At 43.4% G+C, this 26,382-nt stretch carries 30 protein-coding genes; 6 read left to right on the forward strand and 24 right to left on the reverse strand.

What is annotated here, in order from left to right:
- Nucleotides 1–101 precede the first annotated feature (101 nt).
- Nucleotides 102–362 carry a hypothetical protein gene (locus FZ040_RS01935; protein WP_149170447.1) on the forward strand — a complete coding sequence of 87 codons (261 nt, stop codon included), beginning with the start codon at nucleotides 102–104 and terminating at the stop codon, nucleotides 360–362.
- Nucleotides 363–405: 43 nt separating this feature from the next.
- On the opposite strand, the gene FZ040_RS01940 is transcribed toward FZ040_RS01935, so the two are convergent.
- The 7 genes from FZ040_RS01940 to udk form a co-directional block, all read right to left on the reverse strand.
- Nucleotides 406–2,556: a hybrid sensor histidine kinase/response regulator gene (locus FZ040_RS01940; RefSeq protein ID WP_149170448.1), complete on the reverse strand. Its 2,151-nt coding sequence runs from the start codon at nucleotides 2,554–2,556 to the stop codon at nucleotides 406–408.
- Between the two features lie 28 nt (nucleotides 2,557–2,584).
- Nucleotides 2,585–3,724 carry a chemotaxis protein CheB gene (locus tag FZ040_RS14180; RefSeq protein WP_255448695.1) on the reverse strand — a complete coding sequence of 380 codons (1,140 nt, stop codon included), beginning with the start codon at nucleotides 3,722–3,724 and terminating at the stop codon, nucleotides 2,585–2,587.
- 42 nt (nucleotides 3,725–3,766) lie between these two features.
- Nucleotides 3,767–4,411, reverse strand: coding sequence for an MBL fold metallo-hydrolase (locus FZ040_RS01950; protein WP_149170449.1), 645 nt, complete (start codon nucleotides 4,409–4,411; stop codon nucleotides 3,767–3,769).
- A 169-nt stretch (nucleotides 4,412–4,580) separates the two neighbouring features.
- On the reverse strand, nucleotides 4,581–5,093 hold the full coding sequence (locus tag FZ040_RS01955; protein ID WP_149170450.1) for an AAA family ATPase: 513 nt from the start codon (nucleotides 5,091–5,093) through the stop codon (nucleotides 4,581–4,583).
- A gap of 53 nt (nucleotides 5,094–5,146) precedes the next feature.
- Complete coding sequence (locus FZ040_RS01960; protein ID WP_149170451.1) at nucleotides 5,147–6,310, reverse strand: MFS transporter; 1,164 nt, start codon at nucleotides 6,308–6,310, stop codon at nucleotides 5,147–5,149.
- Between the two features lie 120 nt (nucleotides 6,311–6,430).
- Nucleotides 6,431–6,673 carry a hypothetical protein gene (locus tag FZ040_RS01965; RefSeq protein ID WP_149170452.1) on the reverse strand — a complete coding sequence of 81 codons (243 nt, stop codon included), beginning with the start codon at nucleotides 6,671–6,673 and terminating at the stop codon, nucleotides 6,431–6,433.
- 104 nt (nucleotides 6,674–6,777) lie between these two features.
- The gene (gene udk / locus FZ040_RS01970; RefSeq protein WP_149170453.1) at nucleotides 6,778–7,413 is read right to left on the reverse strand and encodes a uridine kinase; all 636 of its coding nucleotides are present in this window, start codon (nucleotides 7,411–7,413) and stop codon (nucleotides 6,778–6,780) included.
- A 165-nt stretch (nucleotides 7,414–7,578) separates the two neighbouring features.
- Between udk and FZ040_RS01975 the strand changes: the two genes are divergently transcribed.
- Together FZ040_RS01975 and FZ040_RS01980 are read left to right on the forward strand one after the other, a co-directional pair.
- On the forward strand, nucleotides 7,579–7,890 hold the full coding sequence (locus FZ040_RS01975) for a hypothetical protein (protein WP_149170454.1): 312 nt from the start codon (nucleotides 7,579–7,581) through the stop codon (nucleotides 7,888–7,890).
- A gap of 115 nt (nucleotides 7,891–8,005) precedes the next feature.
- Nucleotides 8,006–9,076 (forward strand): DUF6033 family protein, encoded by a 1,071-nt coding sequence (locus FZ040_RS01980; RefSeq protein ID WP_149170455.1) that lies wholly within the window; start codon nucleotides 8,006–8,008, stop codon nucleotides 9,074–9,076.
- 58 nt (nucleotides 9,077–9,134) lie between these two features.
- Here FZ040_RS01980 and FZ040_RS01985 read toward each other — a convergent pair whose 3' ends face one another.
- From FZ040_RS01985 to FZ040_RS01995, 3 genes are read right to left on the reverse strand one after another with little or no spacing between them, the layout of a single operon-like run.
- Nucleotides 9,135–9,545 carry a hypothetical protein gene (locus FZ040_RS01985; protein ID WP_149170456.1) on the reverse strand — a complete coding sequence of 137 codons (411 nt, stop codon included), beginning with the start codon at nucleotides 9,543–9,545 and terminating at the stop codon, nucleotides 9,135–9,137.
- Nucleotides 9,535–9,723 carry a carbon storage regulator gene (locus FZ040_RS01990; RefSeq protein ID WP_149170457.1) on the reverse strand — a complete coding sequence of 63 codons (189 nt, stop codon included), beginning with the start codon at nucleotides 9,721–9,723 and terminating at the stop codon, nucleotides 9,535–9,537. Before FZ040_RS01990 ends, FZ040_RS01985 begins: the two co-directional genes overlap by 11 nt.
- A 54-nt stretch (nucleotides 9,724–9,777) precedes the next feature.
- On the reverse strand, nucleotides 9,778–11,157 hold the full coding sequence (locus tag FZ040_RS01995) for an SGNH/GDSL hydrolase family protein (protein WP_255448697.1): 1,380 nt from the start codon (nucleotides 11,155–11,157) through the stop codon (nucleotides 9,778–9,780).
- Nucleotides 11,158–11,335: 178 nt separating this feature from the next.
- Between FZ040_RS01995 and FZ040_RS02000 the strand changes: the two genes are divergently transcribed.
- Entirely contained in the window at nucleotides 11,336–12,301 is a 966-nt protein-coding gene (locus tag FZ040_RS02000) for a site-specific integrase (protein WP_255448698.1), read from the forward strand.
- Between the two features lie 55 nt (nucleotides 12,302–12,356).
- Nucleotides 12,357–12,542, forward strand: a complete 186-nt coding sequence (locus tag FZ040_RS02005) for a hypothetical protein (RefSeq protein WP_149170458.1) — start codon at nucleotides 12,357–12,359, stop codon at nucleotides 12,540–12,542.
- Between the two features lie 34 nt (nucleotides 12,543–12,576).
- On the opposite strand, the gene FZ040_RS02010 is transcribed toward FZ040_RS02005, so the two are convergent.
- The 8 genes from FZ040_RS02010 to FZ040_RS02045 all read right to left on the reverse strand — a co-directional run bounded on the left by FZ040_RS02010 (nucleotide 12,577) and on the right by FZ040_RS02045 (nucleotide 19,887).
- On the reverse strand, nucleotides 12,577–12,765 hold the full coding sequence (locus FZ040_RS02010; RefSeq protein WP_149170459.1) for a type II toxin-antitoxin system HicB family antitoxin: 189 nt from the start codon (nucleotides 12,763–12,765) through the stop codon (nucleotides 12,577–12,579).
- Between the two features lie 69 nt (nucleotides 12,766–12,834).
- Nucleotides 12,835–13,755, reverse strand: coding sequence for an NAD-dependent epimerase/dehydratase family protein (locus FZ040_RS02015; protein WP_149170460.1), 921 nt, complete (start codon nucleotides 13,753–13,755; stop codon nucleotides 12,835–12,837).
- Nucleotides 13,756–14,153: 398 nt separating this feature from the next.
- Complete coding sequence (locus FZ040_RS02020; protein WP_149170461.1) at nucleotides 14,154–14,759, reverse strand: hypothetical protein; 606 nt, start codon at nucleotides 14,757–14,759, stop codon at nucleotides 14,154–14,156.
- Nucleotides 14,760–14,837: 78 nt separating this feature from the next.
- Nucleotides 14,838–16,292, reverse strand: coding sequence for an oligosaccharide flippase family protein (locus FZ040_RS02025; RefSeq protein WP_255448699.1), 1,455 nt, complete (start codon nucleotides 16,290–16,292; stop codon nucleotides 14,838–14,840).
- Nucleotides 16,289–16,723: an ATP-grasp fold amidoligase family protein gene (locus FZ040_RS02030; protein ID WP_222930928.1), complete on the reverse strand. Its 435-nt coding sequence runs from the start codon at nucleotides 16,721–16,723 to the stop codon at nucleotides 16,289–16,291. Before FZ040_RS02030 ends, FZ040_RS02025 begins: the two co-directional genes overlap by 4 nt.
- Nucleotides 16,717–17,646 carry an ATP-grasp fold amidoligase family protein gene (locus FZ040_RS02035; RefSeq protein WP_149170463.1) on the reverse strand — a complete coding sequence of 310 codons (930 nt, stop codon included), beginning with the start codon at nucleotides 17,644–17,646 and terminating at the stop codon, nucleotides 16,717–16,719. The genes FZ040_RS02030 and FZ040_RS02035 overlap by 7 nt, the downstream gene beginning before the upstream one ends.
- Nucleotides 17,647–17,659: 13 nt before the next feature.
- Nucleotides 17,660–18,673, reverse strand: a complete 1,014-nt coding sequence (locus tag FZ040_RS02040) for an NAD-dependent epimerase (RefSeq protein ID WP_439653901.1) — start codon at nucleotides 18,671–18,673, stop codon at nucleotides 17,660–17,662.
- Nucleotides 18,674–18,720: 47 nt separating this feature from the next.
- Nucleotides 18,721–19,887, reverse strand: coding sequence for a nucleotide sugar dehydrogenase (locus FZ040_RS02045; RefSeq protein ID WP_149170465.1), 1,167 nt, complete (start codon nucleotides 19,885–19,887; stop codon nucleotides 18,721–18,723).
- A 58-nt stretch (nucleotides 19,888–19,945) separates the two neighbouring features.
- Here FZ040_RS02045 and FZ040_RS02050 point away from each other — a divergent pair, with 58 nt between their 5' ends.
- Nucleotides 19,946–20,494 carry a Uma2 family endonuclease gene (locus FZ040_RS02050; protein WP_149170466.1) on the forward strand — a complete coding sequence of 183 codons (549 nt, stop codon included), beginning with the start codon at nucleotides 19,946–19,948 and terminating at the stop codon, nucleotides 20,492–20,494.
- Nucleotides 20,495–20,630: 136 nt separating this feature from the next.
- On the opposite strand, the gene FZ040_RS02055 is transcribed toward FZ040_RS02050, so the two are convergent.
- The 6 genes from FZ040_RS02055 to FZ040_RS02080 are packed head-to-tail and all read right to left on the reverse strand — an operon-like array spanning nucleotide 20,631 to nucleotide 26,382.
- Nucleotides 20,631–21,563 (reverse strand): glycosyltransferase domain-containing protein, encoded by a 933-nt coding sequence (locus FZ040_RS02055; RefSeq protein WP_187620205.1) that lies wholly within the window; start codon nucleotides 21,561–21,563, stop codon nucleotides 20,631–20,633.
- Between the two features lie 25 nt (nucleotides 21,564–21,588).
- Entirely contained in the window at nucleotides 21,589–22,755 is a 1,167-nt protein-coding gene (locus FZ040_RS02060) for a hypothetical protein (RefSeq protein WP_149170468.1), read from the reverse strand.
- 23 nt (nucleotides 22,756–22,778) lie between these two features.
- Nucleotides 22,779–23,777, reverse strand: a complete 999-nt coding sequence (locus tag FZ040_RS02065) for a glycosyltransferase family 8 protein (RefSeq protein ID WP_149170469.1) — start codon at nucleotides 23,775–23,777, stop codon at nucleotides 22,779–22,781.
- 36 nt (nucleotides 23,778–23,813) lie between these two features.
- Complete coding sequence (locus FZ040_RS02070; RefSeq protein ID WP_149170470.1) at nucleotides 23,814–24,533, reverse strand: hypothetical protein; 720 nt, start codon at nucleotides 24,531–24,533, stop codon at nucleotides 23,814–23,816.
- 11 nt (nucleotides 24,534–24,544) lie between these two features.
- Entirely contained in the window at nucleotides 24,545–25,651 is a 1,107-nt protein-coding gene (locus tag FZ040_RS02075) for a glycosyltransferase (RefSeq protein ID WP_149170471.1), read from the reverse strand.
- Nucleotides 25,652–25,653: 2 nt separating this feature from the next.
- Nucleotides 25,654–26,382: a DUF2334 domain-containing protein gene (locus FZ040_RS02080; RefSeq protein ID WP_149170472.1), complete on the reverse strand. Its 729-nt coding sequence runs from the start codon at nucleotides 26,380–26,382 to the stop codon at nucleotides 25,654–25,656.

The following is a 26,382-nucleotide window of genomic DNA, read 5'->3' on the forward strand; positions in this document are numbered from 1 at the left end:
TGAAATCGAAACAAGGGAATTTCGATTTTCTAATATATTTGGGATAAAAAGATGTTAAGGATTTTGGATTGGGATTGCTCACAATCCCCAAGGAGGATATTATGAAGAATCTTGAATGGTGCGAACTCGCGAATAAATTCTATGCGTTTAAGAGCATTGCGGATCAGCTCGGTTTTTATGTACCGGAACTGCAGGGCATGGAGCACAGCCTTGAGCTTTGTCGTCCGTTTGCTTTTGACGCTGCGGTTGAGACGAAGGTTCGCAACCTCTCCGAAACGCAGCTTCCGAAAATCGACTTCTCGAAGCTGGCTGTCGCACATCCGCCGGTTTACGACGAAAACGACGAATTGGCTCAGGCCTGACATAAAAAAGGAGCACTTCCAAAGGAAGTGCTCTTTTTTTGTCTCAATCCAGATACTCATGCAGCTTCTGGAACAGGCTTGGCAAGTCTATCGGCTTTAAGATGTAGTCATTCATGCCGCTTTCCTTGGCGGCTTTGCGGTCTTCATCAAACGCATTGGCCGTCATCGCAACAATCGGTACAGTCTTCGTCCATTCGGTTTTCATGGAACGAATCATCTTTGTAGCCTCGAGCCCATTCATGACCGGCATTTGCAAATCCATAAGGATCAGGCCGTAGCCATGGTCACCAGCTTTAGCCACCATATCTATAGCTTCCGCGCCATTTCCAGCCAATTCCAGCTCAATCCCGGTTCCCTCCAGGAGCGCAAAGACAATCTCCGCGTTGATTTCATTGTCTTCGACGAGCAGCACACGTCCCTGAATCTTTTCCCGATTCAGGACTTCACTGCTGTTATCGAGCTTGCTGTTCCCCGTCGCAGGCATTTCAATATAGGCATCGTTGATTTTGCTTCCCACCGGCACGATAATTTCATCGTCGCTAGCGTTTTTCTTCTCCGTTTGTTCCGTCTCATCGACAATGCGGAACAAGAAATTCATGGTGATTTCGGTGCCGGTTCCCAGTTCGCTCCAAACCGAAATGTCACCGCCCATCATATCCACGATGTTTTTGACGATGGCCATGCCGAGGCCGGTTCCTTCTGTTTTGCTGACGGTACTTGTCCGCTCCCGCGTAAACGGTTCGAATAGATGCGAGAGGAATTTCGGATCCATGCCAATGCCCGTATCGCGAACGGAGAACGTAAAGCTTGCATAGCCGGCCGGTGCTTGGGCATGCTGCGAAATCTCCAGGGCGACTTTGCCGCCGGGCTTCGTGAACTTGACTGAATTGGAAAGACAGTTTAAGAGAACTTGTTTAAGACGCAGGTAATCGCACATGATCCGCGTATTCGTTATCGCGTCCATATCCACGGTAAATTCCAGCTGATGCGCCTGCACATCGAGCTGCAGGATATTGTGAATCTCCTTTACGACATCGCCTAAATCCGTCTCGGTTTCCCCAAGATTCATGCGCCCGCTTTCGATGCGGCTCATGTCGAGCACATCGTTGATAAGCGACAGCAAATGATTGCTGGCCGTAGCAATCTTATCGAGGTATTCCCGCACGCGGCCGACTTCTTCGATATGGGCAGCGGCCAAAGCGGTATAGCCCATGATGGCATTCATCGGCGTCCGGATATCGTGGGACATATTGGTCAAAAAATCCGTCTTGGCCTGATTGGCGGCATTGGCCTGCTGCAGGGCAAGTTCCAACTGCTCATGCTGCAGGGCAAGCTCCTGATTCTGCTCGTTGATGAGTTTTGTCATCTCAAGTTCTTTGGCCTGGTTATAATCAATGCCGATAAACGAAAGAATGATGCGCGTAGCCTTGCCGTCTTCGCCACGGTCGTGGACTTGAAACAGTGCCCGGCGCCAAGTGTTATCCTTGCCAATTAGTTCATACATATACTCGCGCCGCGGGCTGCCACCGATAAAGTCCTTTACAAACAGCGGATTGGCAAGATTCTTCCAGACCTTCTGGTATTTTTCTTTTACCCGCGGAATAATCCTGCCGATGACATCCGCATAGGGAACCGTCATGCCCGTTTGATCTTCGAGTCCTTCGGTCGCCCAGAAGATGCGGATTCTGCCGGCGTTTAAATCGCAGAGGTAAACCGCATCGTATTCTTTAATCAATTGTTTGTTGACTATAGCTGCCGCAATGTCCTGGTCGCGCAGGCGTATTCCGAGGACAACGGTGCCGGACTCATGACCGGCCATATCAACCCCTACGAATTTCATTTCGCCAAAGCGGACTTGTCCATCGAGCAACAGGGAAAACCGAAGCGTATAAGAGTGTTCGTCCGTCAACTTTTTCCGGACAACACTTAGCGACGTCATGGCCCGGACGCGCAATTTTTCGAGCGGATGAACCTTTTCCTCTACATAATCCTTGATGGTGTCTTCATACCCTGTTATCTCCCCCACCTTGCTGGTGTTGCAGAGAATATTGGATTGCGACAGGCATTCCATCGTCCCATCGGCTAAATTGATGCGATAGGCAGCCGCAAATTCTTCGGCTAATGCCAACAAAGCATCAATGTATTCACGTTTCATTGCTGCTGCAAGCTGCTTTTCATTATTTATATCGTTCATTGTTAAGCTCCTTATGACACCCGCCTAGTCAGCCGGCAGTACGGCAGATTGCCTCGATTTTCGCGGCAATCTTCTCTAGCGGAACCTGTTCTTCGACTGCGCCCAAATCATAGGCGGCCTTTGGCATTCCATAAACCACTGAGGAGGCCTTGTCCTGGCCGATTGTACGGGCACCGCATCGGAGCATATCCAGCATCCCTTCGGCACCGTCACACCCCATGCCGGTCAGGATAACCCCCAGTGCGATATCACCAGCGGCCTGCGCTACCGAATGGAATAACACATCAGCCGATGGGCAGACGCCATGAACGGGACGTCCGGCCCGGCATTCAATCTTAAAACGCCCTTCGGCCCGGTGAATCGTCATGTGCTTATGTCCAGGTGCAATATAAACCGTATTGGGCTTTACGATATCACCATCTTCAGCTTCCTTGACGGTCAGCGCACATTCGCGGTCAAGTCGCTCGGCCAGCCTGGTCGAAAAAACCGGCGGAATGTGCTGCGCAATCATAATCGCTGGCAAAGGTGGCTTTAACAGCGGCAAGATATCCGACAATGCCTTGGTTCCGCCCGTGGAGGAACCAATGGCAATAATCTGGATGCTCGTGCCCTCCCGCGAGGATACAGGCTTGATAACCGGTGCCTGTACGCGGAAAGGCCGTGGCGAAACCGGCGCCTCAATCGGAGCCTCAACGGGCGCTGGCTTTTCCTTGCGGGTTTCATTCCAGACATCCCGCGTAACCATCGTACTTTGACCGATGGTCTTATTCCCCTGTTTACTTTCGTTATATCCGTCTTTCACGGCTTTTACCAAATCCGTATAGAAGGATATCTTATCGGTTCCTGGCTTTGGCTTAACGAGATATTCGAATACCCCCATTGCCTGTGCACGGCTGCGGGTGCGTTCTAACATTCCATAAGCGATGATTGGTGCCTTGGTTGTACGCGACAGCACATCCAGAAAATGCTGGCTTTCGATTTCCTGGATTCCCATGAAGAAATTTAAAACGATAACATTGGGATTAAATATGCGGATTTTTAGTACGGCCTCATCGGCATCTGTAGCGCTTTCCAGCTGCACATCATCGATACGCGATCTCAATCCACCAAATAGCGTGTCCCGATAAAAAGATGATGATTCAATCACCAGAACACGTATCGTATCCATGTCTTTACTCCTTCTGCCCTTATACCCTCATGCTTTATCGTATTACTCGGCGGCTATCCCCTGATACCAGCTCCGGACTTTCTCGGTGGCCACTGTCGTTACCCCGGAATGGCCGCTAAGCAGTGCCGTTGTATCCGGCAGCGAGAATATTTTGCCAACGATGCTTTTCATCAGCGTTTCCTCATCACCGCCGGGCATATCCGTGCGGCCATAGCTTCCCGCAAAGATCGAATCGCCCACGAAAGCGGTGTGGTCGCGCAGGTTGTAATACATACAGCCATCCGTCGTATGTCCGGGAACCGGAATCATGTGAAGGCGGAAGTCCGGATTTGCCTGCAATACGATATCGGTATTGTCTTCAAGATACGTAACATCATGAAGCGTTATCGGTTCCTCAGTCTGAGCGGATAAATTCCACACGGGATTTTCGGCATAGCTTCGGCCATTTTTTTGCATAAGCACCGGAATCTTTAACGTGCGCTGCAAGTCATTTACTGCACCAATGTGGTCAAAATGACCATGCGTCAAAAGAATCTTTTCCAGCACAAAGCCGCGTTGTTCTATGATCGCGAGCAGCTTATCCGCCTCCGCACCGGGGTCGATAAGAAAACCATGTTTTGTATCTTCATCAATATAGAAATACGCGTTAGTAGGAATATAACGCGCAACGGGAACTTGTAATATCATATTTCTCCTTTTGCCTGCAGCTGACAGGCTAATCCATTATCATTAACTTGATAAAACTATTCGTGAACCGCCAAGCAAAATCCTGCCTGCGGCGTAAAATACCACGCATACAAAAAGACTTTCGCAAAGGCTGCGCTTCATTGCGAAAGTCTTTTTTTCTCCACGCTTGTTATCGTACCTTCAAATCCAAGCCAACTTTATCGGTCTCCCACGGCGAGATAACCGTATAAGGAATCTGCCATTTTTCCAGCATTGCTACGACCTGCGCATCTTTTTCCTTAGCCTGTTCCAGATTGGTTTCCTTGCGGTCATCAATAGTCAGGAAATCATCATTGCGCCGAAGCAAATAATTATAATTTTCATAGCGGTTGAATTCCTGCATGACCAGCGTATCGAAGGCATCGCTGGGCTCGCGGTTGTAGATGATATTGAGTGGCAGCGGCGAATCACAAACGGCAAATTCCACGCCGTATTTCTCGAGGGTCCGCGTACGATGCGCCTGCTCGGCAAACAGGTACAATTGGTCTTCCACGATATCCGTAGCATTCTGATACCACAGCCACTTGGCATATTCGCCGACGAGTTCCGTCTTGTAGCCCTTGCGTTTCAGCTTGGAAAATACGTCAGCAGCAATCGTGCTTTTGCCAATGCCTGCACCGCCATAAAAATTAATTACCTTCAAATCGTCATCTCCAAAATTTTGATAGTTACTTCCCTATTTTACCACAAATCCCCTCATCTGTCCGTTCTCTGCTGCAACCGCGGGACCAGCATGGCGACAAAGATATCCACACCTAACAACACCGCCAGGACCATGAATGCCCCCGAAAAGCCGAAATAGTCATGCAAGAGACCAAACGAGGCCGATATAATCGTTGCGCCGACGCCCGTAGCGACAGTAATGGCCGCCGTAACCGTTGCCGTTTTGCCACCGGCAAAGTCAGCCACATAGGTGAGCACATTGGGGTAAACTCCGCCGCAAAAGAATCCCAGGACAAAGACGACGAGAAAAGCCAGCGTCTCCTGCGAGGTCAGGCTTAGCATGGCCAGTAGAAGTGCCGCACCAAACGGCGCTGCCACAATGAGGCGGCTGCGATATTTGGCTAAAAAGCCACAGAGGAACCGCGACGGAATCATGGCGAGCCAGAACAGGGAAAGCGCCAGATAGCCGCGGGTCGAGTTCATCGTATCCAGCATGAAATTATTCAGAAAAAAGCATACGCCATTTTCTACGCCAACGTAGATGAACATGATAAAGCAGAGCAGTGCCACGCCCTTGACGTAAATGCCACTTTGCGCGGCCCTCTTTTCCTCTTCTCTTGCCGGTTCTCTTGGCTCAAAGCCAGTTCGCGCGAGCAGCACCGTCAGAGCCAAAAAGATTATGCCACTGATGAGGAAAAATCCCTGCCAGCCCCAGCGCGTGGACAGCGACCAGCCGACGAGCAATGGCGCGATAACCGCTCCAAGCGCAAACATCGCCGTGATGAATCCCATGCGGCGGTTTCGCGTAAGCGGATACGCATCCTGCATGCTGGCAATGGCAACGTATTGGACAATGCTGCAAGAAAAGCCGAGCACGAAAATACCAACGGCAAAAACCAGCGAATCTGTCGCCAGCAGAATAATCGCCGCTGACAACACGCGGACAGCTGTAAATACCACCAGCATGATTTTCTTGCCAATGCGGTCAGCTAATGCCCCTAATAGCAGCGGAGCTATCATCGTCGCAAAGAGTTGGACAGAGGCTAAGATTCCCTGCTGGCCAATTGACAAGTCAAATTCCTGTCCGACATAAAGAAGAGCTGCCTGATAGCCGCCAGTTTCGAATCCGTTCATAAAAATCGAAAGCAAAAGGAGCGCCGATAAATCATTTCGCTTCCAAAAGGATAAAGACTCCATTTCTCTCACCTCCTAATTCGTATTCCCAAAATAATTCTCTACTATTAATTGGACAAAGGAGGTTATTTTCCCTGTTGACAGACAAAAAAAGACCGCCCTCAGGCGGCCCTTCTTATTTCTTTATTTTACAGCAACGATTGAACCATCTTCGGCCAGCGTAACCTCGCCATGCTGCAAATGACTGTCAACATAGGCTACGGCAAAAGTATGCCCGACCTGTTCCGCTTCACAGACAACAGCATCCGGATGGGCAGCAATAACTGCTTCTTCGGCAATCGTTGCATCAATTGCCGGTGTTCCCTGCAGCGTGAGCAAAGCGCCCCACACGGCAAGGCTCAGAGTGATTCCCAAAAGTTTTTTCATATGAATCAGTCCTTTCTCATAACCTACGAGTAGTATACAACATTACAGTAGTAATGTGGATAGATTCGCGAGAAGTATTCTGTATTCATACTACAATTGTGTAATTAAGCTTCGGTATCTTCCTGGCTGTTTTCCTTTAACAGTTCCTGTATCTTGACCTTGATGACATCAAACGCGATGTTGTTCAGGCCGCTGTTGATGACGATATCGGCCACGTTCTTCGTCGGCGCAACGTAGAGATAGTGCATTGGCTTAACGGTTTCCAAATACTGCTCAATGATGTTTTCCAGGTCACGGCCGCGCTCATTGATATCGCGGAGCACGCGGCGAAGGATGCGTTCATCGGCATCGGCCTCGACGAAAATCTTGATGTCAAACAGGTCGCGCAAGCGCTCATCCTGAAGAATTAAAATACCCTCGACAATGATAACACGGCTGGGCTTGATGATCGTTGTAGCCGACGAACGCGTGTGATGCGCAAAGTCGTAGACCGGACATTCGACGCTTTTCCCCTCTTTGAGCTGCTGCAGCTGTTCAATCAGCAGGTCCGTCTCGAGGGATTTGGGATGGTCGTAGTTGATGTGCTGACGTTCCTGGAACGACAGGTCGTCATGCGGACGGTAATAATTGTCGTGATAAATTACCGTTACATCATCACCAAAATATTTTTTGAGCCGGTTCGTAAAGGTCGATTTTCCCGAACCAGTACCACCAGCAATACCAATAATGGTAGTTTTCATAGTAATGGAGCATCTCCTTGCAGAAATTTGTCCTTACTATAGTATCATAAAAGCTTGCGTTTGTCTGCTCTATCTGGGCAAAACATTGAAAATCCGGAAAAAGGATTCCTTCCTTCCATAACGAATAAATAAAACATCATAGTCTGACAGAAAGGAAGTGCACTCATGCCTAAGGTTACCCGCGATGATATCCCCAACTGGTTTCAACGCAAAACCGGCTTCGACGTCGATGTCGAGGAATTAAAAAAGGCCGCCACCCTCGACCGCATTGCCTGTGCCGACGAGCCCATGAAGCTCATGCGGGAATTATGGGGCATTACCCCACGCGACTGTGAGCGCCTCTTAGGAGCTCCCAGCCGCACCGTCGAGCAATGGTTCCACACCAAATCGACCCGGCCGGCCTCCTGGGTCGTTCGGCTCATTGTCGAAAAATGCTCCATTCTCCACGAGGAACGGCTGCGAAAAAATTCACCGTAAGCGAGGTTTAATGCCGCCAAAAGCTTAAGCCCAAGTCATTCTAAGCCGATATACAGATTAGGAAGTATTCTTTGCCGAAATGGATTTCATAGGCTAATCAAAGGAGGATAACGCCATGGCAAACAGCATTAATCCTATGAATCAAAATGTCCCCCTAAAAAATGCGGAACCCGTGGGGAAAAAGCGCTTGGGCAGTGCAGTTAAAGCTGACCACGCCAGCAAAACGCCCAGCCCCATGAACACCACCGAGAAAGATTTTGACTTGTCAATTTCGGGAAGCGGCATCAATCTGTCCACGAAAGCCAATGCTAAAAAACAGGTCCAATCCGCAGAACCATGGAACACGACGCCCGATGAACAAAAACTTTCGGACAAGGCGAAAAAGTTTCTGGCCAATCTTCGCGAGCAGTACGGCGACTACGATTTTCTCATCGCCAACGATGTAGAAAATCCCCTCGACATTGCCGGGCCGAGCCACAAGAAATACTTTGTCATGCTTTCGACCGAAGAAATCGAGCGGATGGCAAGTGATGAATCGTATGCCAACGAAGTCATGGCCAAAGTCGAAGAATCGACCAATACGCTCAATCAAATCGAAGAAAACGGTCTGCTCGGCGAAGGCGTACGCTTCAAACGGCTGGCGATTTCCTTTGACGATGACGGCAACACCAAACTGTTTGCTGAACTCGAGCGAATGACCGAAGAACAGCAGCAGCGGATGGAAGAAGCGATGAAAAAACGCGCCGAAGCCAAGCGCGAACTGGCTAAGTCCCCGCCTAAGCGGCCGGTTGTCCCCACCTATCAGGAACTAACGCTGGCCATCAAAGCCAGCATCCAGCAGTATTCCTTCTCGACCGAAAAGGTCATGAATCTTTTGTATGCCGGACTCGATAATGGCAATAACCACAACATCAGTGGTCATGCCGTTACGGCCCAATCGGCTGCCTCCATTAATATCGAAATCGAAGCCAAACTGACTACGACAACACAGCAGGAGGCTCCGCGAGCTGGCCGACGCCCGCCCCATGCACATCATGGACATCATGGTCATGCCGTACAACATGACCATGTCGGTGAGGCGCAGCCGCCGCAAAAGCCAAATCCAGCTAACACCGTGCGGATTGAAGCATCCTCGGCAGACGAATTACTGGAAAAAGCAAAAAACATAAACTGGGATAACAAATAAAAGATACCCTTGCGCTATCACGATCGATAACGCAAGGGTATCTTTCTGCCAGGGAGATTTATTTCCCCAAGGATTTTGCCAATTCAATCTCCAGCTGCGAATGCGGGCGGCTGCAAAGACGGCGCACATCGCTGATAAACTTTGCAAAGGCCTTTGAAAGCTCGGCTTCATCGAACTCAATCTCACCGTTTACGTTCTCGGTGAAATGGCTCGTGAAATCCTGCCAGCCCTCGCCAGCAATCTTGCCAGCCTCTGCAGCCTTCTCGGCAAAGAGCTCGGCCCGGATGGCCTTTCCTTCTGCGGCCAGCTTTTCATTAAAACGGATAAACTCCGCAAAATGATGGAGGCGCGACTCGGCCTCGTCGGAAATATATCCTTCCTCCGTCGGGTCATACGCCGGAGATTTCTTGGGATGAAGCGTCAAATAAAGATGCATGAACGCATAGCCTGATTTCGTATCAAATTTCATGAGAATCCACTCCATTATTCGTATTTCCAGCTTGCAAACCATCAAGCCGTCGCACCTTCACATCATCTGGTGCTGTTACTCCGAGCTTTATTTTGCCAGCTGCAACTTTAACAATTGTCACGACGACGTTTTCGCCAATCATGATTTCCTGTTGTTCTTTCCTGGATAATACCAGCAAAATACAGTCCCCCTCTATTTATAGCACCATATTATCTTATCATAAAAAGGGGCGTTAATTCAAACCTTCTTTTTCTTCAAACTGTTTCATTTCGTCGTCGGCCTGCTTTTTAACCTCAGTCCAGGAACTGTTTACCGTTTCGCCCATGAGCTTTTTGCCAGCGACATCGGGATGGAGGCCATCCATGGCAAACGGCGTCGGCAATACCCCATCGGTACGCGGAAAAGCCGCTGCCGTATCAATATGAACCTGCGTGCGAATATACGCATTCACCTCACCGAAGCGTTCGGTCCAATCGTCGGCCGTCGGCTCATGGAATACATGGGCAATGTTATCGGGATTAACATCGGGAAGCGTGAGCAAAATCGGCCGGATGTTGTTTTCGCGGCAGCGTTCCTGGATTTTCTTCAGCCCCTCGATAACAACCTTCGGGTCCTCGCCGCCGCGAAGGCTGTTCGTGCCGGTGAGAATCAGCAGATATTTCGGCTTAAACGGCAGCACATCCCGATCGAACCGCTTTACCGTCATCTGGATCGTATCGCCACTCTCGGAAAGATTGATGGTTGGAAAATCCAGATACCGCAGCCAGCTGAATTCAAAATCCTCGGGCCCATACGAATAGTGGCCGCCGCCATGGGAAATGCTGTCACCTAACACACCGACCTCCCAACGGTCAGCTGGAGCCGTCCGGAACCGCTTCGGAAGTGACCAGCGGCTCGTCGGAACATCTTTTTCATCGGTGGCCCGTACGCGCCAGTAAAAATCGCGGTTGCTGTAACGCGGGTTGGCATCATAGAGCTCGGCCACATCTGTATGCAGCGTATCAACGAGTTTAGCATCCTTGTCAGTTAGCGGATTGCCCTCGTAAAGTTCAATCTCATAGCGAACCATGCCCGTCATTGGAATCCAATGATAGACGGGATAAAGCAGCACCGAACCATTGCCATTGTTGTAATCGGTGAGGGGTTCTGGCGCCCCCATCGCCTCCTTATCGCCGCTGGTCCAAAGCTCCGCGAGCGAACTAAACGGCGTATAGGGCATGCCATCCAAATCCATGCCGCGCACGCGCCAGTAAAGCGGCTTTTTGCCCAGCAAATCTGCCGCAAACGACTGCAGCGGCGCATTATAATGATTCTGGAAGATGGCATAACTGCGGAAAATCGCCTTATCCGACTCCTGGGTCGGCGACAAAAACATTGGCTTATCGGCAAAAAACTCTATCTCATAATACACCGACTCGCTGTCCTTATCCCAGGCCAAAACCGGTGAATACGAGAGCGGCTCTGTGGCCGTTGTCTCCGTAAGTCCTGTCGGTTTTTGCGCCAGGGCAAAGTAATCCTGTTGTGCCTTAATAAAAAAGCCCAGACAGATACATATTACGGCCAGCATCACCACCAGTCCCGAATATTTGATGTATTTCTTACGGCTGCACATATACAAGGCATACCTCTCTTTCTTGTCAAAGAACACTATCTACTATTATATACGAAAAGATTAAAATTACCAAAACGTATTCGGGATGACGCCAAACTATTTTTCGTATATAATGTCAATAAGCAACAACGAATTAACAGAAAGACAGATGAGTGGGATGAAACCAAAAGATAATTTCATGCTGGTAAAAAACCAGCGAATCGAAAGCAATCGGCGCCTCTCGGCCAAAGCCAAACGCCGTCTCGAAAAATCGAAAGCCGATAATACCTTAAAAGCCTATTCCTCCGATTGGAGTGACTTTTCCGATTGGTGCCAGCATCACGGAGAACGCGACTTGCCGACAGCGCCGGAAACCATCGTCAACTACATCAATGACCTTGCCGATGATGCCAAAGCCAACACCGTATCACGCCGCGTCACGGCCATCTCCGAGAACCATATCGCCGCAGGTTACGGCGGCAAAAATAATCCGGCCAAAGATGGCATCGTGCGCGCGGCCATGGCAGCCATCCGCCGCGAAAAAGGAACGTTCCAGCGTGGCAAATCGCCGATTCTCATGGAAACGCTCTATCTGCTCGCCGACTGCTTTGAAGATAATGACCTCGTCTCACTGCGCGACCGCGCGCTTATTTTCCTCGGCTTTGCCGGGGCCTTCCGCCGCTCGGAGCTCGTGCGCATCCAGTTCGAGGAGCTGACGTTTACGCCGCAGGGCCTGATGATTTTCGTACCGCAGTCCAAAGGCGACCAGTACGGCCGTGGCTCGACGATTGCCATTCCCTACGCCCCTGACGAAGAAATCTGCGCCGTACGCGCCCTCAAGGCGTGGCTCACGGCCGCTCAGATCCATAGCGGCCCCATCTTCCGTCCGTTCACCAAAGCCCACAGCCTGCGCGACACGCAGCTCTCGGATAAATCCGTGGCCCTCGTTGTCAAGAAATACGCCAAGATGGCTGGACTCGACGAAAAACAATTTGCCGGCCACAGCCTGCGCCGCGGCTTTGCCACCAGCGCCGCCCAACACGCCGTCGACGCCCTCTCCATCATGCGCCAGACCCGCCACAAATCCGAAAAGATGGTCCATCGCTACATCGAGCAAGGCAACATCTTCAAAGAAAACCCGCTCAATCGCATGTATGGGAAGTAAAAAACTGGCCCAACGAGCTGACTTTTTCAAACACGAAAACAAGGGGGTAAAAACCATGTGTGAATTAATGCAAAAACTACAGGACGAAGGGCGTGCGGAGGGACGTGCCGAAGGACGGCTAGAAGAACAAACTTCGCTTGCGATAAGCATGCTACGTGACAAGGAACCCATCGATAAAATTATAAAATACTCACGTCTTAGCCCTGAGCGAATACATGAACTTGCTGAACAAATTCGCTAAACATTTTCCAAAAATGACCGGTCAAATTGACCGGTCATTTTTTTGCCCTCTGGACAGCGTCTCCCTTTGGCATATCCCCCAGCGCATACTCACAACACTGCTGTACCAGATTGTTGACCGACACGTCTTGAGATTTCGCAACCTCCGTGAGCCGCTCCACCAAATCCACTGGCAAACGAAACGTCTTATTGATCATCTCAGAATTTTTCTTTACCACAAACATCCAATCACCTCACGATACGAATCAACTCTAGTTGACATGTCATTTTTGACAAGTCAAAAAATTGACAGGTCAATTCCCCTGAAAATAAGCCATCGTCCGCCGCAAACCATCTGTTAACGAAACTTGCGGCTCCCAGCCAAGACCTTCTTTTGCTTTCTGATTCGAAAGCATTGAACGATAAATATCTCCCTCACGCACCGAACCAAATTTCGGCACAATGTCGCATCCCGAAACCTTACCCATGATTTTCACCAAATCAAGCAAACTTGTCTCGGTCTGTGTGCTAAGGTTATACACGGTATTTACGTTTTCTGTCGTCATCGCTTTGCAAATGCCGCTCGCTATATCGCCGGCATACACGAAATCACGCGTCTGGGTACCGTCTCCATAGATAGTAATGTCCTTACCCGCGGCAATTCGCTTCGCAAAGATGCTGATTACACCACCTTCGCCGGTATCTCCTTGACGTTCGCCATAAACATTAGCAAACCGGCAAATCACATAATCAAGACCATAGTGCCGATGATAGAGCTCCAAATATTTCTCAACACCGACTTTCGTCAATCCATAAAACGACTGCGGGGAAAGCTCCTGTGACTCTACCACTGGCAAATCATCTTCAAGCACATCGCCATAAGCAGCTGCCGTTGAAGCAAAAACGACTCGTGCTCCACACTGGCGTGCAGCCTCTAGTACATTAAGTGTCCCCATAATATTTTCAGATGCATCAAAAACCGGATCTTTTATGGATGAATCTACCATTGTTTGAGCTGCTAAGTGAACAATAACATTTGGCTTTTCATCGACTATTTGTTTTACTATTTTCTGATCACAAACATTTTTCTTGATGAGATTAACATCACATGTTCTCATACGTATAATATCACCAGTATAACCATTATCTACTACGGTTACAATATGCTTTTTTTCTATTTTTCCAATAAGATGCGAACCAATAAAACCAGCACCTCCAGTAACTAGAACATTCATATCTACGCCTCCTAATCCATCCCTAAAGCACAAAATATATTTTAAAATTTACTTATCCTCATGGATTATAAAACATTCATAAGACTATTTTCATTTATCTGTTGTCATTGAATATACCTTATCGCACATCAAAATCACTACCACTTATATTACTTACAGTAGTTAGGAAAAAATCAGTATACTTAAAGTAACCAAGCAATGGAACATAATGAACATCCCAATAACCGTAGAAAATAAAAGATGCTAAAACCAATACTAATGTAGACGCACGATTACATATATATTTTGCTGTCAAGAAAAAAGCAGCAAAGGTTACAGGCAGGTAAACCAAAATAGACACATACGAATTAAAAAGCACAGAAAATCTACTTCGAAGAGCACCTTGAGTTATCCTAAACTCACTCTTTTTTTGCTTCAGACTTTATATCCTTCCATACTTTCTTTAAAATTAATCTGCATTTATTTTCTTGGGCACGAATACGACATAATAACTTTGCAGTTGCGCCTTTATCCGTTCCTTTTATTATGGCTTTAACATCATTTACCAAACAACATATCTCGTCACAAAACACATTTTCGTCATACGGAAGGTATAAAATCAATTGTGAACTATATAAGTCAATATCTTTAATAATCTTGTACCTATCTTCTCTGTTTTCCATAGTATAAGTTATATATGTTCTTTCCGATGCATGAAGCTTAGCCATAACCAAACGTGTCTTTTCAAGCCATTGATAACGATTTTCTGTAATTATTTTTTTAATCATTTCATTCTTTTTTATTTTTCGCTCTCTATAGGCATTAGCTGCTGTTACTACAGATGCAACAATCACCGCTATAACAGAAATATTTGTTATATTCTTTTCGATAATATAGCTATATCCAAGCAAGTATAAAACTAAACAAATAAACGAAATTATTATGAATAGACTTAACCCACCTATAAGACTAGACAATACAAAATCTCTAGCTACATATTTCATAGGTTTAGAAATCATTTTCATTGATAATCTCTCCTACCATAATGAGTAAATAAATGAGCATACATATAACTTAACTTAACAAACCATCACCCAGTTTTGTTATCTATTAGACATGTAAATCTTACTTTTTAGATAAGCTAGTCCGCCGAACAATAATTGACGATTAGTTTTTCTAACGATTATTAGCAATATATAACAAACAATAAATACTAATATAGCACTCACTATCGCGAATAAATCATAAACATCAACTAATATTGCACGAGTTTCCCACGCGAAAAAACCCGCACCCCCTGCCGGTATTGCAGCATTTACTATACCGACCATCATTTTTCGTAAGGAACATCCCAAGACCTGTCGAAGAATAACTCCTTTAACAAGGTCGAGCCAAAGCGAACTTGCACATAATCCCAATGCTACAGCATCAAAACTATATTTTGATCCATACCATAAACCGAACCACAACACTGGAAAATGCAATGCCTGCGATAATGCAGACAAACGAGGCATTCCCTTTGCACGCAAAGCTTCACTAGCAAAAGAGTTGATAAGAATAGAAACTGCAGAAGTAAGCGCTCGCAGTCCAAAGAAAAAGTCTCCTTCGTGCCATTGGTTTCCTAGCATAATTCCCACAAATACATCAGCAAATACAAAGAGAAATACTCCTAATGGCAATATTACCAAAGCAGTCTTTTGTTGCACGTTATAAAACATCTGTCGGAACGCTGACATATCATTCTGCAATCTGGACAATGCCACAAAGAATACTGGAATAATCGCTCCACTAATCAAAGATAAAGCCGCTCCGGTCAAAGTCAACATCCCACGGTATAGCCCCAAGTAATAACTGCTCAATAGCGTGCCCACCAAAAACATGCCACCATAGGTACTGAACCATATGGTAACAGATTCCAGTAATGTCCACAGCGAAAAGCTCAGCATCTTTTTAAGCATTGATAAATCTATACTCTTAGACAACGGCATGCCAGTATAATGCCCTTGTATTATGCATGTTGCTCCTTGCTGTACCAACATTCCCCATACCAACGCCCAAAATCCAGCACCAAAATATGCCAATGGGATCGTAACCAGTAACGGAACCGATAACGTAATCATCCTCAATTTGAACAACAACTTAAATTGGAATCCGCGCTTAAAAATTGCTGCCTGCATTCCATTAAAGGAAGTAAGTACCAACCCGAAGCCTGCAACCCTTATGCCATCTGCCACTTCCTTTGTCCCCAGTAACGTTGCTATTTCAACCGAAAACACTGCAATCAATAACCATATAAAAGCAGCAGCCAAACATGAAGTCAACAAAGCCGTCCCAAAGCACTTACGTTTCTCTGCTTCATCGTAGAATTCATGCTGCATAAAATATTTCTGAAAGCCCGCATCCGCAAACATTTCCGCAAAGGAAGTCACCACCATAATGGCAGCCATCACACCAAAAGCCTCCGGCGTAAGCAAACGTGCTAAGACCATGCCCGTTATCGGCGTAATAAACTTAGCCATCAACTCGGTCAGAAATGACCATTTGGTGGAGTTTTTCACTTTGCTATCAATATCGTCTTTAATTCAATCCACTCTCCCAACCTGTAATCCCATTTCTCGGGCGAAAATTCTTCGGTTCCATTTCCCGGGAAAAAAGTAATCTCGCCAAAGTAAATCCTGCCGTTTATCTCATAAAAGTCTACTCTGGCAAATTTCAACGGTGCCGCTAATTTTTCTGCCAGCTGCACCATTTTTTCATAATTGCGCGGCTTGGGCATGGCTGCTCGTTCTGCCGGATAATGACGGGCAAAGGGCATTTTCTGCCAATCCCTGTCATAAAAAGTAACGTGCAGGCCTGCCTCCGAATTGCGATTCGTACAGGTAAAACTGCATTCTACTTTGCCGTTAAAACACATCAGCTTATAATCCGTCAAATCACTTTGCGACTCGGCTATCCGAATTATCAGAATATAGCCATCACCGATCAGCAACCCCCCCCCTGAATATTCACACAATTTCCTAATTTCTCATCAATTTCTTCAGGAGTCCATTTGCCGAAACCAGCTTCAGGATAGAACGTCATTTCACCAAAATACAACTTATCGTCAATACTGTAAAAATCCGTTCGCAGAAAAGGATGTTTTTCAGCAAGCTTGCGAGCAAGGTCTAACATTTCAGCAAGCTTCTGCGGGCGATTCACCTCATGACCTGAATTCATGGCGTACATCAACGCATACTCCAGCTTCTCCCAATCCGCACTATACAAGTCCCGCTTATGCTCCACGAATCTATCATAATCAACCTGAATTATCTTCGGCTCACCGTTGAAATTAAAGACCTTATAATCCTTCAGCTCCGTCCGGGATTCATCCACCATAAATTTTTCGGCTATAATCCGTGGCTTCACATTTTTATACGGCCATTCAAAGCCACCGCGATAATAATAATTATAGCGGAGCCCCCGCTCCAATTTTTCCCTGGCCGCTTTTTTATCCAGCTTATCCTTATCCTTGCAAATCACGATGCTGCCGCTGTCGTGAGTACATTTCAACACAAACTGCTGCGGCAAAGTGTCAAAATCGATTTCATCGAAATGCTCCCAAACACCTAAAGTTGGGATAATATATTCCTCACCGATAATCTCCGCCACATACTTTTTCGCTTCATACTTATCCACCATTTTCGTATACAACGGATTGCGGTCATGCAGTTTCAGCCATTGCAGCTTCTCATTGAACGTCCGCGGATTGTCCAGATTCAGCGGATACCCCACCAATTTCTCAAACTGCCGCTTCAGATACCACTCCTCCGGCACCACATGCATAGCAGCATAATGCACATCATCATACACCCGTCGCAACGGCTCCAACATGGCTGGCGGCAAAGTTTCTTTTAGCATTGTCCTGATACTCAAAAATATTCCCCCTTTACACGCCGTAATACTCACGATACCACCGCGCAAAATTACCTAACCCTTCAGCAATGGCAGTACACGGCCGGAAATCAAAATCCTTCTCCAGCTCGCTGACATCGGCATAAGTCTGGTACACATCTCCCGGCTGCATGGGCAAATATTCTTTTTCCGCCGTCTTTCCTAATGCTTTTTCCAGCGTCTCAATAAAGTCCAGCAGCTTCACGGGGCTATTGTTACCGATATTGTAGACCTTGTAGCGGTCGCCATCTTTATTGGCCTTGGGCGGGTTGCAAAGCATATGCTCGATGCCCGTGACAATATCATCCACATAGGTGAAATCCCGAAGCATATCGCCATTGTTGTAAATCTTGATGGGCTTACCCTCGCGAATCAGATTCGCAAATTTAAAATAGGCCATATCTGGGCGACCATAGGGACCATACACCGTAAAGAACCGCAACCCCGTTGCCGGAATGTTATATAAATGACTGTATGTGTAGGCCATCAATTCATTGGACTTTTTCGTTGCCGCATAGAGGCTGATAGGATGGTCAACATTATCCGTTGTGCTGAAAGGCGTTTTCTCCTGATTGCCGTACACCGAGGAACTGGACGCGAACAACAGATGTTCAACCGGATTATGCCGACAAGCTTCCAATATATTGAAGAAGCCAATCACATTAGAATCAATATAGCTACGCGGATGATCGATACTGTACCGCACGCCCGCCTGCGCACCGAGATTCACCACAATATCTGGTTTTGACTTGTCAAACAGAGCCTTGATTGCTGACTCGTCAGCCAAATCCCCCTTGATAAACTCATACTTCGGATATTCTTGTAAAATAGCCAGCCGACTTTCCTTCAACGACACGTCATAGTAATCATTGCAATTGTCAAAACCTACTACTTCTGCACCAAGCTCAAGAAGCCGCTTTGACAGATGGAAACCGATAAAGCCAGCTCCGCCAGTCACTAATACTTTTTTGCTGTTATCAAATTCTTTGTATTTTGCCAATTTATTCACCTCATCCAAGCTCTACATGCCATCTTTCTCAGACAGAAAGACTAATTTCAATCTCTGCTGAAAATATCTCTTGTAAAAACCTTGTCTCGCACATCACTAAGCGCATCATTCCAACGGTTGGCCACAATCACATCACTTCGATTCATAAAGTCTTCCAAATCGTTGACAACTTCAGACCGGAAGAAATTATCTTCCTTAAGTGTCGGCTCATATACAATGCAGGGAATACCTTTGGCCTTGATTCGCTTCATGATGCCCTGGATGGCACTAGCGCGGAAATTATCCGATGCCGTCTTCATCGTCAGACGATAAATCCCTACAACCTTTGGCTGCTTTGCGATAATCGCATCAGCAATAAAATCTTTACGAGTACGATTAGCTTCCACTACTGCCCCGATGAGATTTTGGGGCACATCCTTATAGTTAGCTAAGAGCTGCTTTGTATCTTTTGGCAAGCAGTAACCACCATACCCAAAAGATGGATTGTTGTAGAAATCACCGATACGCGGATCAAGACTAACACCACGTATAATCTCCGCTGTATTAAGACCACGAGCCTCCGCATAAGAATCAAGTTCATTAAAGTACGCCACTCGCAACGCCAAGCAGGTATTCGCAAAGAGCTTTATAGCTTCTGCTTCAGTAGAGCCCGTAAACAGTGTGGGAATCTCTTCTTTTACGGCCCCTTCTGCCAACAAACCTGCAAATAACTTTGCCCGTTCCGACCGTTCGCCAACAATAATCCGGGATGGATAGAGATTGTCGTGCAAAGCCTTCCCCTCCCGCAGAAACTCCGGCGAGAAAATGATATTATCCGCCTTATACCGCTTCTTCATCTGCTCCGTATACCCAACAGGAACAGTAGACTTTATCACCATCACCGCCTGCGGATTAATATCCAACACTTCCTCAATTACTGACTCTACCGAAGAAGTATCGAAGAAATTTTTATCCGGGTCATAGTTGGTCGGCGTGGAGATAATCACGAACTCTGCCCCCTCAATCGCTTTCTGCGCGTTCAAAGTAGCTCGGAAGTTCAGCTCCTTATGCGCCAGAAAATCCGAAATATCCCCATCCACAATCGGAGACTGCCCCTGATTCAGCATATCCACCTTCTCTGGCACAACATCCAGCGCCACTACCTCATTATGCTGTGCCAATAAGATACCATTAGACAGGCCAACATAACCTGTACCTGCAATTGCGATTTTCAAAACACACTACTTCCCTTCAATTTTTCATGATATAATATAGGTAAAGGAGGTCATTATCATGTATGCTATACAAGAAGATCCTAAGATTGAACTGATTCAAGGACGTGAAATAGCTATGAGTCCAGCTAGCATTAAGCACATACTCATACAACGAAATCTTTCCGGTATACTTTGGCAATTTTTACGTGGTAAAAAATGTCAAGTACTAACCGAAGCTGAAGTTATCTTCGATGAAGACAATCACTTCATTCCAGACTTAATTGTTGTCTGCGATCCGGACAAAATCAAAAAGAACAATATCGACGGTGCACCAGACTTTATCGTAGAAGTTCTATCCCCCAGCACCCACCGACGTGATATAACCATCAAAAAAGAAATTTACGAAAAGTACGGTGTCAAGGAATACTGGATTATCAGCCCTAAAGATGAAGCTATCGAAGTCTACATCCTCCGCAACGGAAAATACGAACTCGATAACATCTACCACCACTTCGATGAAGAAGACTGGGCAGCCCTCAGTAAATCTGAAAAAGCTGAACAACAATTATCACTAAAAATCAGCCTTTATGATGATTTAGAAATCCAAGTAAAGGAAATATTTGAATAAATTCTTACCGCCGTATATCCGGCGGTTTTTATTTTTTATAGACATTATATATAAAACCTACCACGCAACATACATACCAACAAAGAAATGATTAACTTTATAAAAAATTCATGTTAAACATTTTATTATTTTTATACTATCGATTATGTCCATTTATAACAAATCTAGGATTAAAATGTTCATCATTTCCTAATATATATATATCATCTATAGTCATACCATTTTTCCATAATACATATGGTAAACTTATCTGATCACGAGGACTATATTTAATAAACTCATCCCACCAATCCTCCATCACTTTTATACATTTATTATGATTATGTTTTCGTACAATAATAGTTGCTTCTAACAAAGGGATATCATCATTATAACCACGGCTTTTATATTTATGGATCTGATTGTATAAGGTTTTTCTATCAATATTCTTTTTTGTTTTTACAATAGCCTTTGCCTCAGTTTTTATATATTTTCTTATGCCATGTTTATGTATTCCTATAAAACTACCTGACTTTATCATCTTTAGCACCAACGGAACAATATCAGCTACAATTAAAACGCTGCCATCAATATAAACAGAATATTCATATTGAGGAAAAATGTTATGTGGGTGCATTTTACACCATCTATTTATGTATGTAAAATTAGTTTTATTCTCAACATGTGGTATAAATTTTTCATACTCAATTCTATTCCATATACTTTCACTATCTATATCAAAATCTGTAATTGCATAATAATCACAATAGCTACTTCTATAAAGAGGCTCCCATAATTTATCATATCCACCAAGAACACATGTATAAACAGCTATTCGTGGTATATGTTGCAAATCAATATCTACAACTTTATCCGTATTACTCATCTCTTCTAATGATAAATGATTTTCTTCATCTATAATTGACGCTCTTAATATTTTTGCTATAAACTTTTTTATATACCAAGAAAAACAGTATACAAGATCACTCTTTGTTTTATTAGGGTTAATTATCGGATTATATAATTTTATTAATCTATCTTTATTTAATTCATACAACTGCTTACTTAATACACTTTCTCTATATTTCATATTGCCCTCTCTCACCCAGCAATTATTACTTTTCCAATCTATCATTTGCATAATATAGTTTAGAATACCATCCAAATGGTTCAGAACCAAAAAGTGGATTACCAAAGCATGACAAAAGCAGTATTAACAATAAATAAATTTTCTGTATATAATTTGCTACAACAAACCAACTAATCATTATCATCAACAGTGTACTAAGTCCAATTATTCCAAAGAATAAATAATACTGCATCAAACCGCAAAAAAACAATCCGTTATCGTCAGGCAATTCAAACATCCCTTGGCCAAAAGGATTTGTAATTATCCAATTCATATTTGGAGTATATTCCAAGAATCCATTTATCCTTTGATATATCCCAGATGGATATCCACTATCATTCATATCTGAAAGCAAAATATGATCTAAAATTCTATTTGTAATGCCCATATTTATAGCTATATAACATAAAATCATCACTATTATCGAAACAGGAATTACTTTATTATAATGTTTTCTAATTCGAACTTTAATCAAAGCAAAAAGAATTATATCAAAAAACAAAATTGTAAATCCAGCAGACGAGACTGATACTATTATTCCAAGCACCAAGAGTGAAATGATTATTTTATTATTTTTTCCTTGAAATAAATACAGCAATAAAAAAGCCCCTACATACGTTCCATAATGAGATGGTTCTGCAAAAAACGACGAAGGTCTATAACGTGTTGAATCCCATCCTTGCATCTTCACAGTATCGTCAGTATAAATCGTATCAAGGAATGGTAAATATCCAGATATAATCACTCCTGTTGTCCAAAACACCGTCATTTGAACGAGAATAAAGATTGATGAAACAACAGCAAATAACTTCCATAATTTGTATCCTAATATTGGTTCATAATTTGATCGGCCACAGAGAGCTGTAACCAACAAGAAGAATATGTAATTTATTAACGAATTATATTTTAAGTCTATTTCATTATTTAAAGTCATAAATGCAGAATTAATTATTATGAGCAACAACAATATAAATAAGCCTAAATCTATATTTGGTTTTCTTAGTTCTGCTTCTAATAAAATATTCCAAAACTTAAAAATTATCCAAATTACCATCAAAATACTTATAAGTGGGACTGTTCCAATATAATAAAACGACAAAAACGGAGCACATATAGATAACACTGTATATATTTTTTTTAGAAGAAATTCCATTATAATCTCCTTGATTATAATACTTAAATTTTATATTTTCGCCTAATGTCCAAAACCTTTTCTAAAAAATTATAAATACTAAAGGGTAAGTATTTAAAAAAAGCTCTCCGTATGCGAACTTTCCTTGGTAAGGAAGTATTTGAAAAATCAACTTTTATTGGTGAAAGTCTTATCATCCATCTAAACACCCCTGCATATGGATGCTTACATGGCAAATTCATAGGTTTTCCATACAAAAACTTAGTAAAATGCACTATCACCGGATTATATACAGCTTCATCAACTTGATGCTGTGTATAATATTTATAAAAATCATATCTTTTTTTTATTTTTTCCACACTACGTATTGCGAACAATTCAGCTAACACATTAAATTTAGGGGGTAGTACATATATACTCCCATTACATACTTCATTTATAATCCCTTGATCATAATTCAATATCTTCTTAGTATCCAATAAACGCTTCATTATTTTTTCATTAATCTTTTCGTCTCTCCATTTCTTCAAATTCATTAGCAACATCCCACCATTCACATAGCTGTCTTTCCAATTCATTTTTGAAGCTATTCTATGATATGCTGGTAAATTTTCGACAACGCCCGCAATAAGATAATCGTCTATACATGTCGAATATAATTCATACAAATCATCTAAAACTAGTACATCTGGATCTAAATACAAAATCTTGTTTAAATTAGGAAACATTTCACAAAACCAAAATTTTGCATAAGTCGTATTAGTCGTTTCAATAACATTAGGCAACGAATCATCCATAAATTTAGGCAATATCTTGTCATATGGAGAAGGCAATTTAAACGGTATAACTGTTATTTTTATATTATTTTTTTGAAGTTCTTTTAAATATGATAAATTTTCATCAGTCACATTATCTTCAATATAGTATAAATCTATTACATTATTTTCATTAGATTGAATAAGTGTTTTTATGGCAACATATATATATGGAAAATAATTATTGTCACTTGCGAGTACTACGTGTATTACATCTTTATTATTCATACTTCTCCCTACCGTTTAAATTACTGATTGTTTTTTTCAGCCTCGGATAATAACTGAATAAAACGTTTTATGTTCTTGACCATTAAATTCTTCTTTAAAACGTGTGATATTCTCCATTTTCTTATCCCGAGATACTCCTCCCCAATCGTAAAATGACACTCCACGCTCACGCAATGAACACATGTCTTTAAAATGCAATAACCTATTTGCCCAACCAATCATCATTTTTTTCTCAGGTTCTTCGCGAAAAACACTAACTGTATGTAACAATCTAGCAATTTTTTCTCCAATAACATAGCTATGATACGCTGCAATTGTCCCATCCGGTAAATAAGCAATACTAATAACCAATTTTCCCACTTTTGCTATACCATATAATCTATGTGCAATACTTTTCCCTTTTTGACCTTTATCATAGTACATTTCCATATACGCCGCATCGAACTCACTTATTATGTTATTTTTTAATATCTCTCTTGATTCAAATACCTTGACAGTTATACCTTCTCTTGTGGCTCGTCGTATCTTATTACGCAATCTACTCTTGAAATTTGCTAATATCTCTTCCGGAGTTTTTGAAATATCTGAAACCAAAGTTTGACTTTGCCACTTCTTTAGTATGATTCCTCTCTCATCCACAATAGGCTTATAGAAGTTATACGCTATATTGATAAAACTAAAATCTACGGCCTCATGTGTATTGGTAAACCATATATCACGAATTGGCACTCCCCATTTTTTCCTAATAAAATCCAACATTATACCTCCTAACCACATATACTTCTATATTTTTCATTTATTTCTTCTGTAACATTTTTAACTATATAAGGGTTATTAATCATTTTTATCGTATCATTGTCTTTTCTTAATGTTTCTATCTTTTTTGCCCATTCATTAGCAGATAAAGTTAACTGTAAAAATTTTATCTTATTCGATATGACTACTTCTCTTGGAATTACATCTGAACCTAAACATATTTTCCCGTTAATCTGAGCCTCTATCATAGCTACTGATAGGCCTTCATACAACGATGGATAGCAAAATACGTCTATCGCAGATAAGTAATCAGCAGGATTCTTCACTGCGCCGATAAAAATCACCTCATCCATCAATCCCATTTCTTCCGATTTTTTTTTTATATCTTTCCGCATTGGCCCATTACCAAGCAACAACAGTTTTGAATCCATATTTATCTGCCTATATGCTGCAAAAATTTCCAATAAAAACTTGTGATTTTTGGCAGAAACCATACGTCCTACATGACCAATTACCACTGTATGTTCCGCTATACCAAGTTTTTTTCGATATTCTTTTCGTTTCTCCGCTGAAAATTTAAATTTTTCCGTATCGATAGCATTATGCCAAAGGAAATAATTACTACGATTATGCGTACCTTTACCAAAACGATAATCAGCGGCAGCTGCCGAGCAGGCACAGAGATAATCACTTATATAGCGCAACGGATATTCCAACAGGCGCTTCACTCCATACACGATTCGTCCCCCGCTTGTGCTTGTACTATGGCTATGCGCAATCGTTATGCGGCCATATTTTTTCGCTAAACATAAATAAATACTGGCGGTAGATGTCATATGCCCGTGGATGATTTTCAACTCAGGATGACAGACAAACAAATTTCGCCATGCAAGTAGATATGTAAAAATATTTACTCCAACAAATTTAGGCAAGTGATATATCTTACCTCCTAATTCTTTAATTTTTGGCTCATGGATTCCAATAGTCTCACCATGAACAGCAAAATCAAAAATTATCCCTTTTTTCCGCATATAGGGCATTAAAGTCATCAGCATATTTTCAATACCGCCAATATTCATTGCCCCAACTACATGTAGAACGTGTAATTCTTCTGCCAAGATTATCCTCTTTTCAGCCTACGTCTTTTCCGATAAAAATACATTTCATGAATTGCTTTATCCAGCTTTCCATAAGGCCGAGCCTTTATTACACTACTAAAATCCACAAATTCTTTGCCATGCTTGATCAAAAAATTTTCTAATTGAATAAAGTCCACTGGAGTCATTTCATTGGGATGGTAACAAAAAGTTGTAACTTTAAAAGGCAAAGCACGGCATTTACCAGATTGCTGTGGCACAAAAGTTATGTCATTTTTTACATACACATCATTTGCTACCGTATCGGAAATGATACGAATTGGTGTTACTTCTTTTAATGCTTTGATTGTATTGTCATCAAATGTATGGGATGGTGCAAAAAACGTATCGACTGTGATTCCTTCTATCAATAGCTTTTCATAGCCCTTCTTCAGCATTTTTATTTGCGTATCCAAAGAGACACCTGCAAACTCTGACCGCTGATTTACTGGATTTATCCCACCACTTGTTGTGTGGTATACATGCTGATATCCATGCAGCGCTAAATGGGCAAAACCTGAGTTTTGCCACTCTCTCATCTTCTGCCAAAAATCTTTATTTTCTTCATATACAATAAGATCTTTATCCTGCACATCGGGAATTATGCCAATAAGGGGATGGATATAAAACTTACGTAGTATAGCTTCCATTTTGTTCCATCTAAAATGGTGCATGCGTGGAGCCGCATCATCCAAGCGTATTATATAGGACAT

Origin of the sequence: Pseudoselenomonas ruminis (assembly GCF_008271295.1) — a bacterium.
Classification (GTDB): Bacteria; Bacillota; Negativicutes; order Selenomonadales; family Selenomonadaceae; genus Selenomonas_A; species Selenomonas_A ruminis.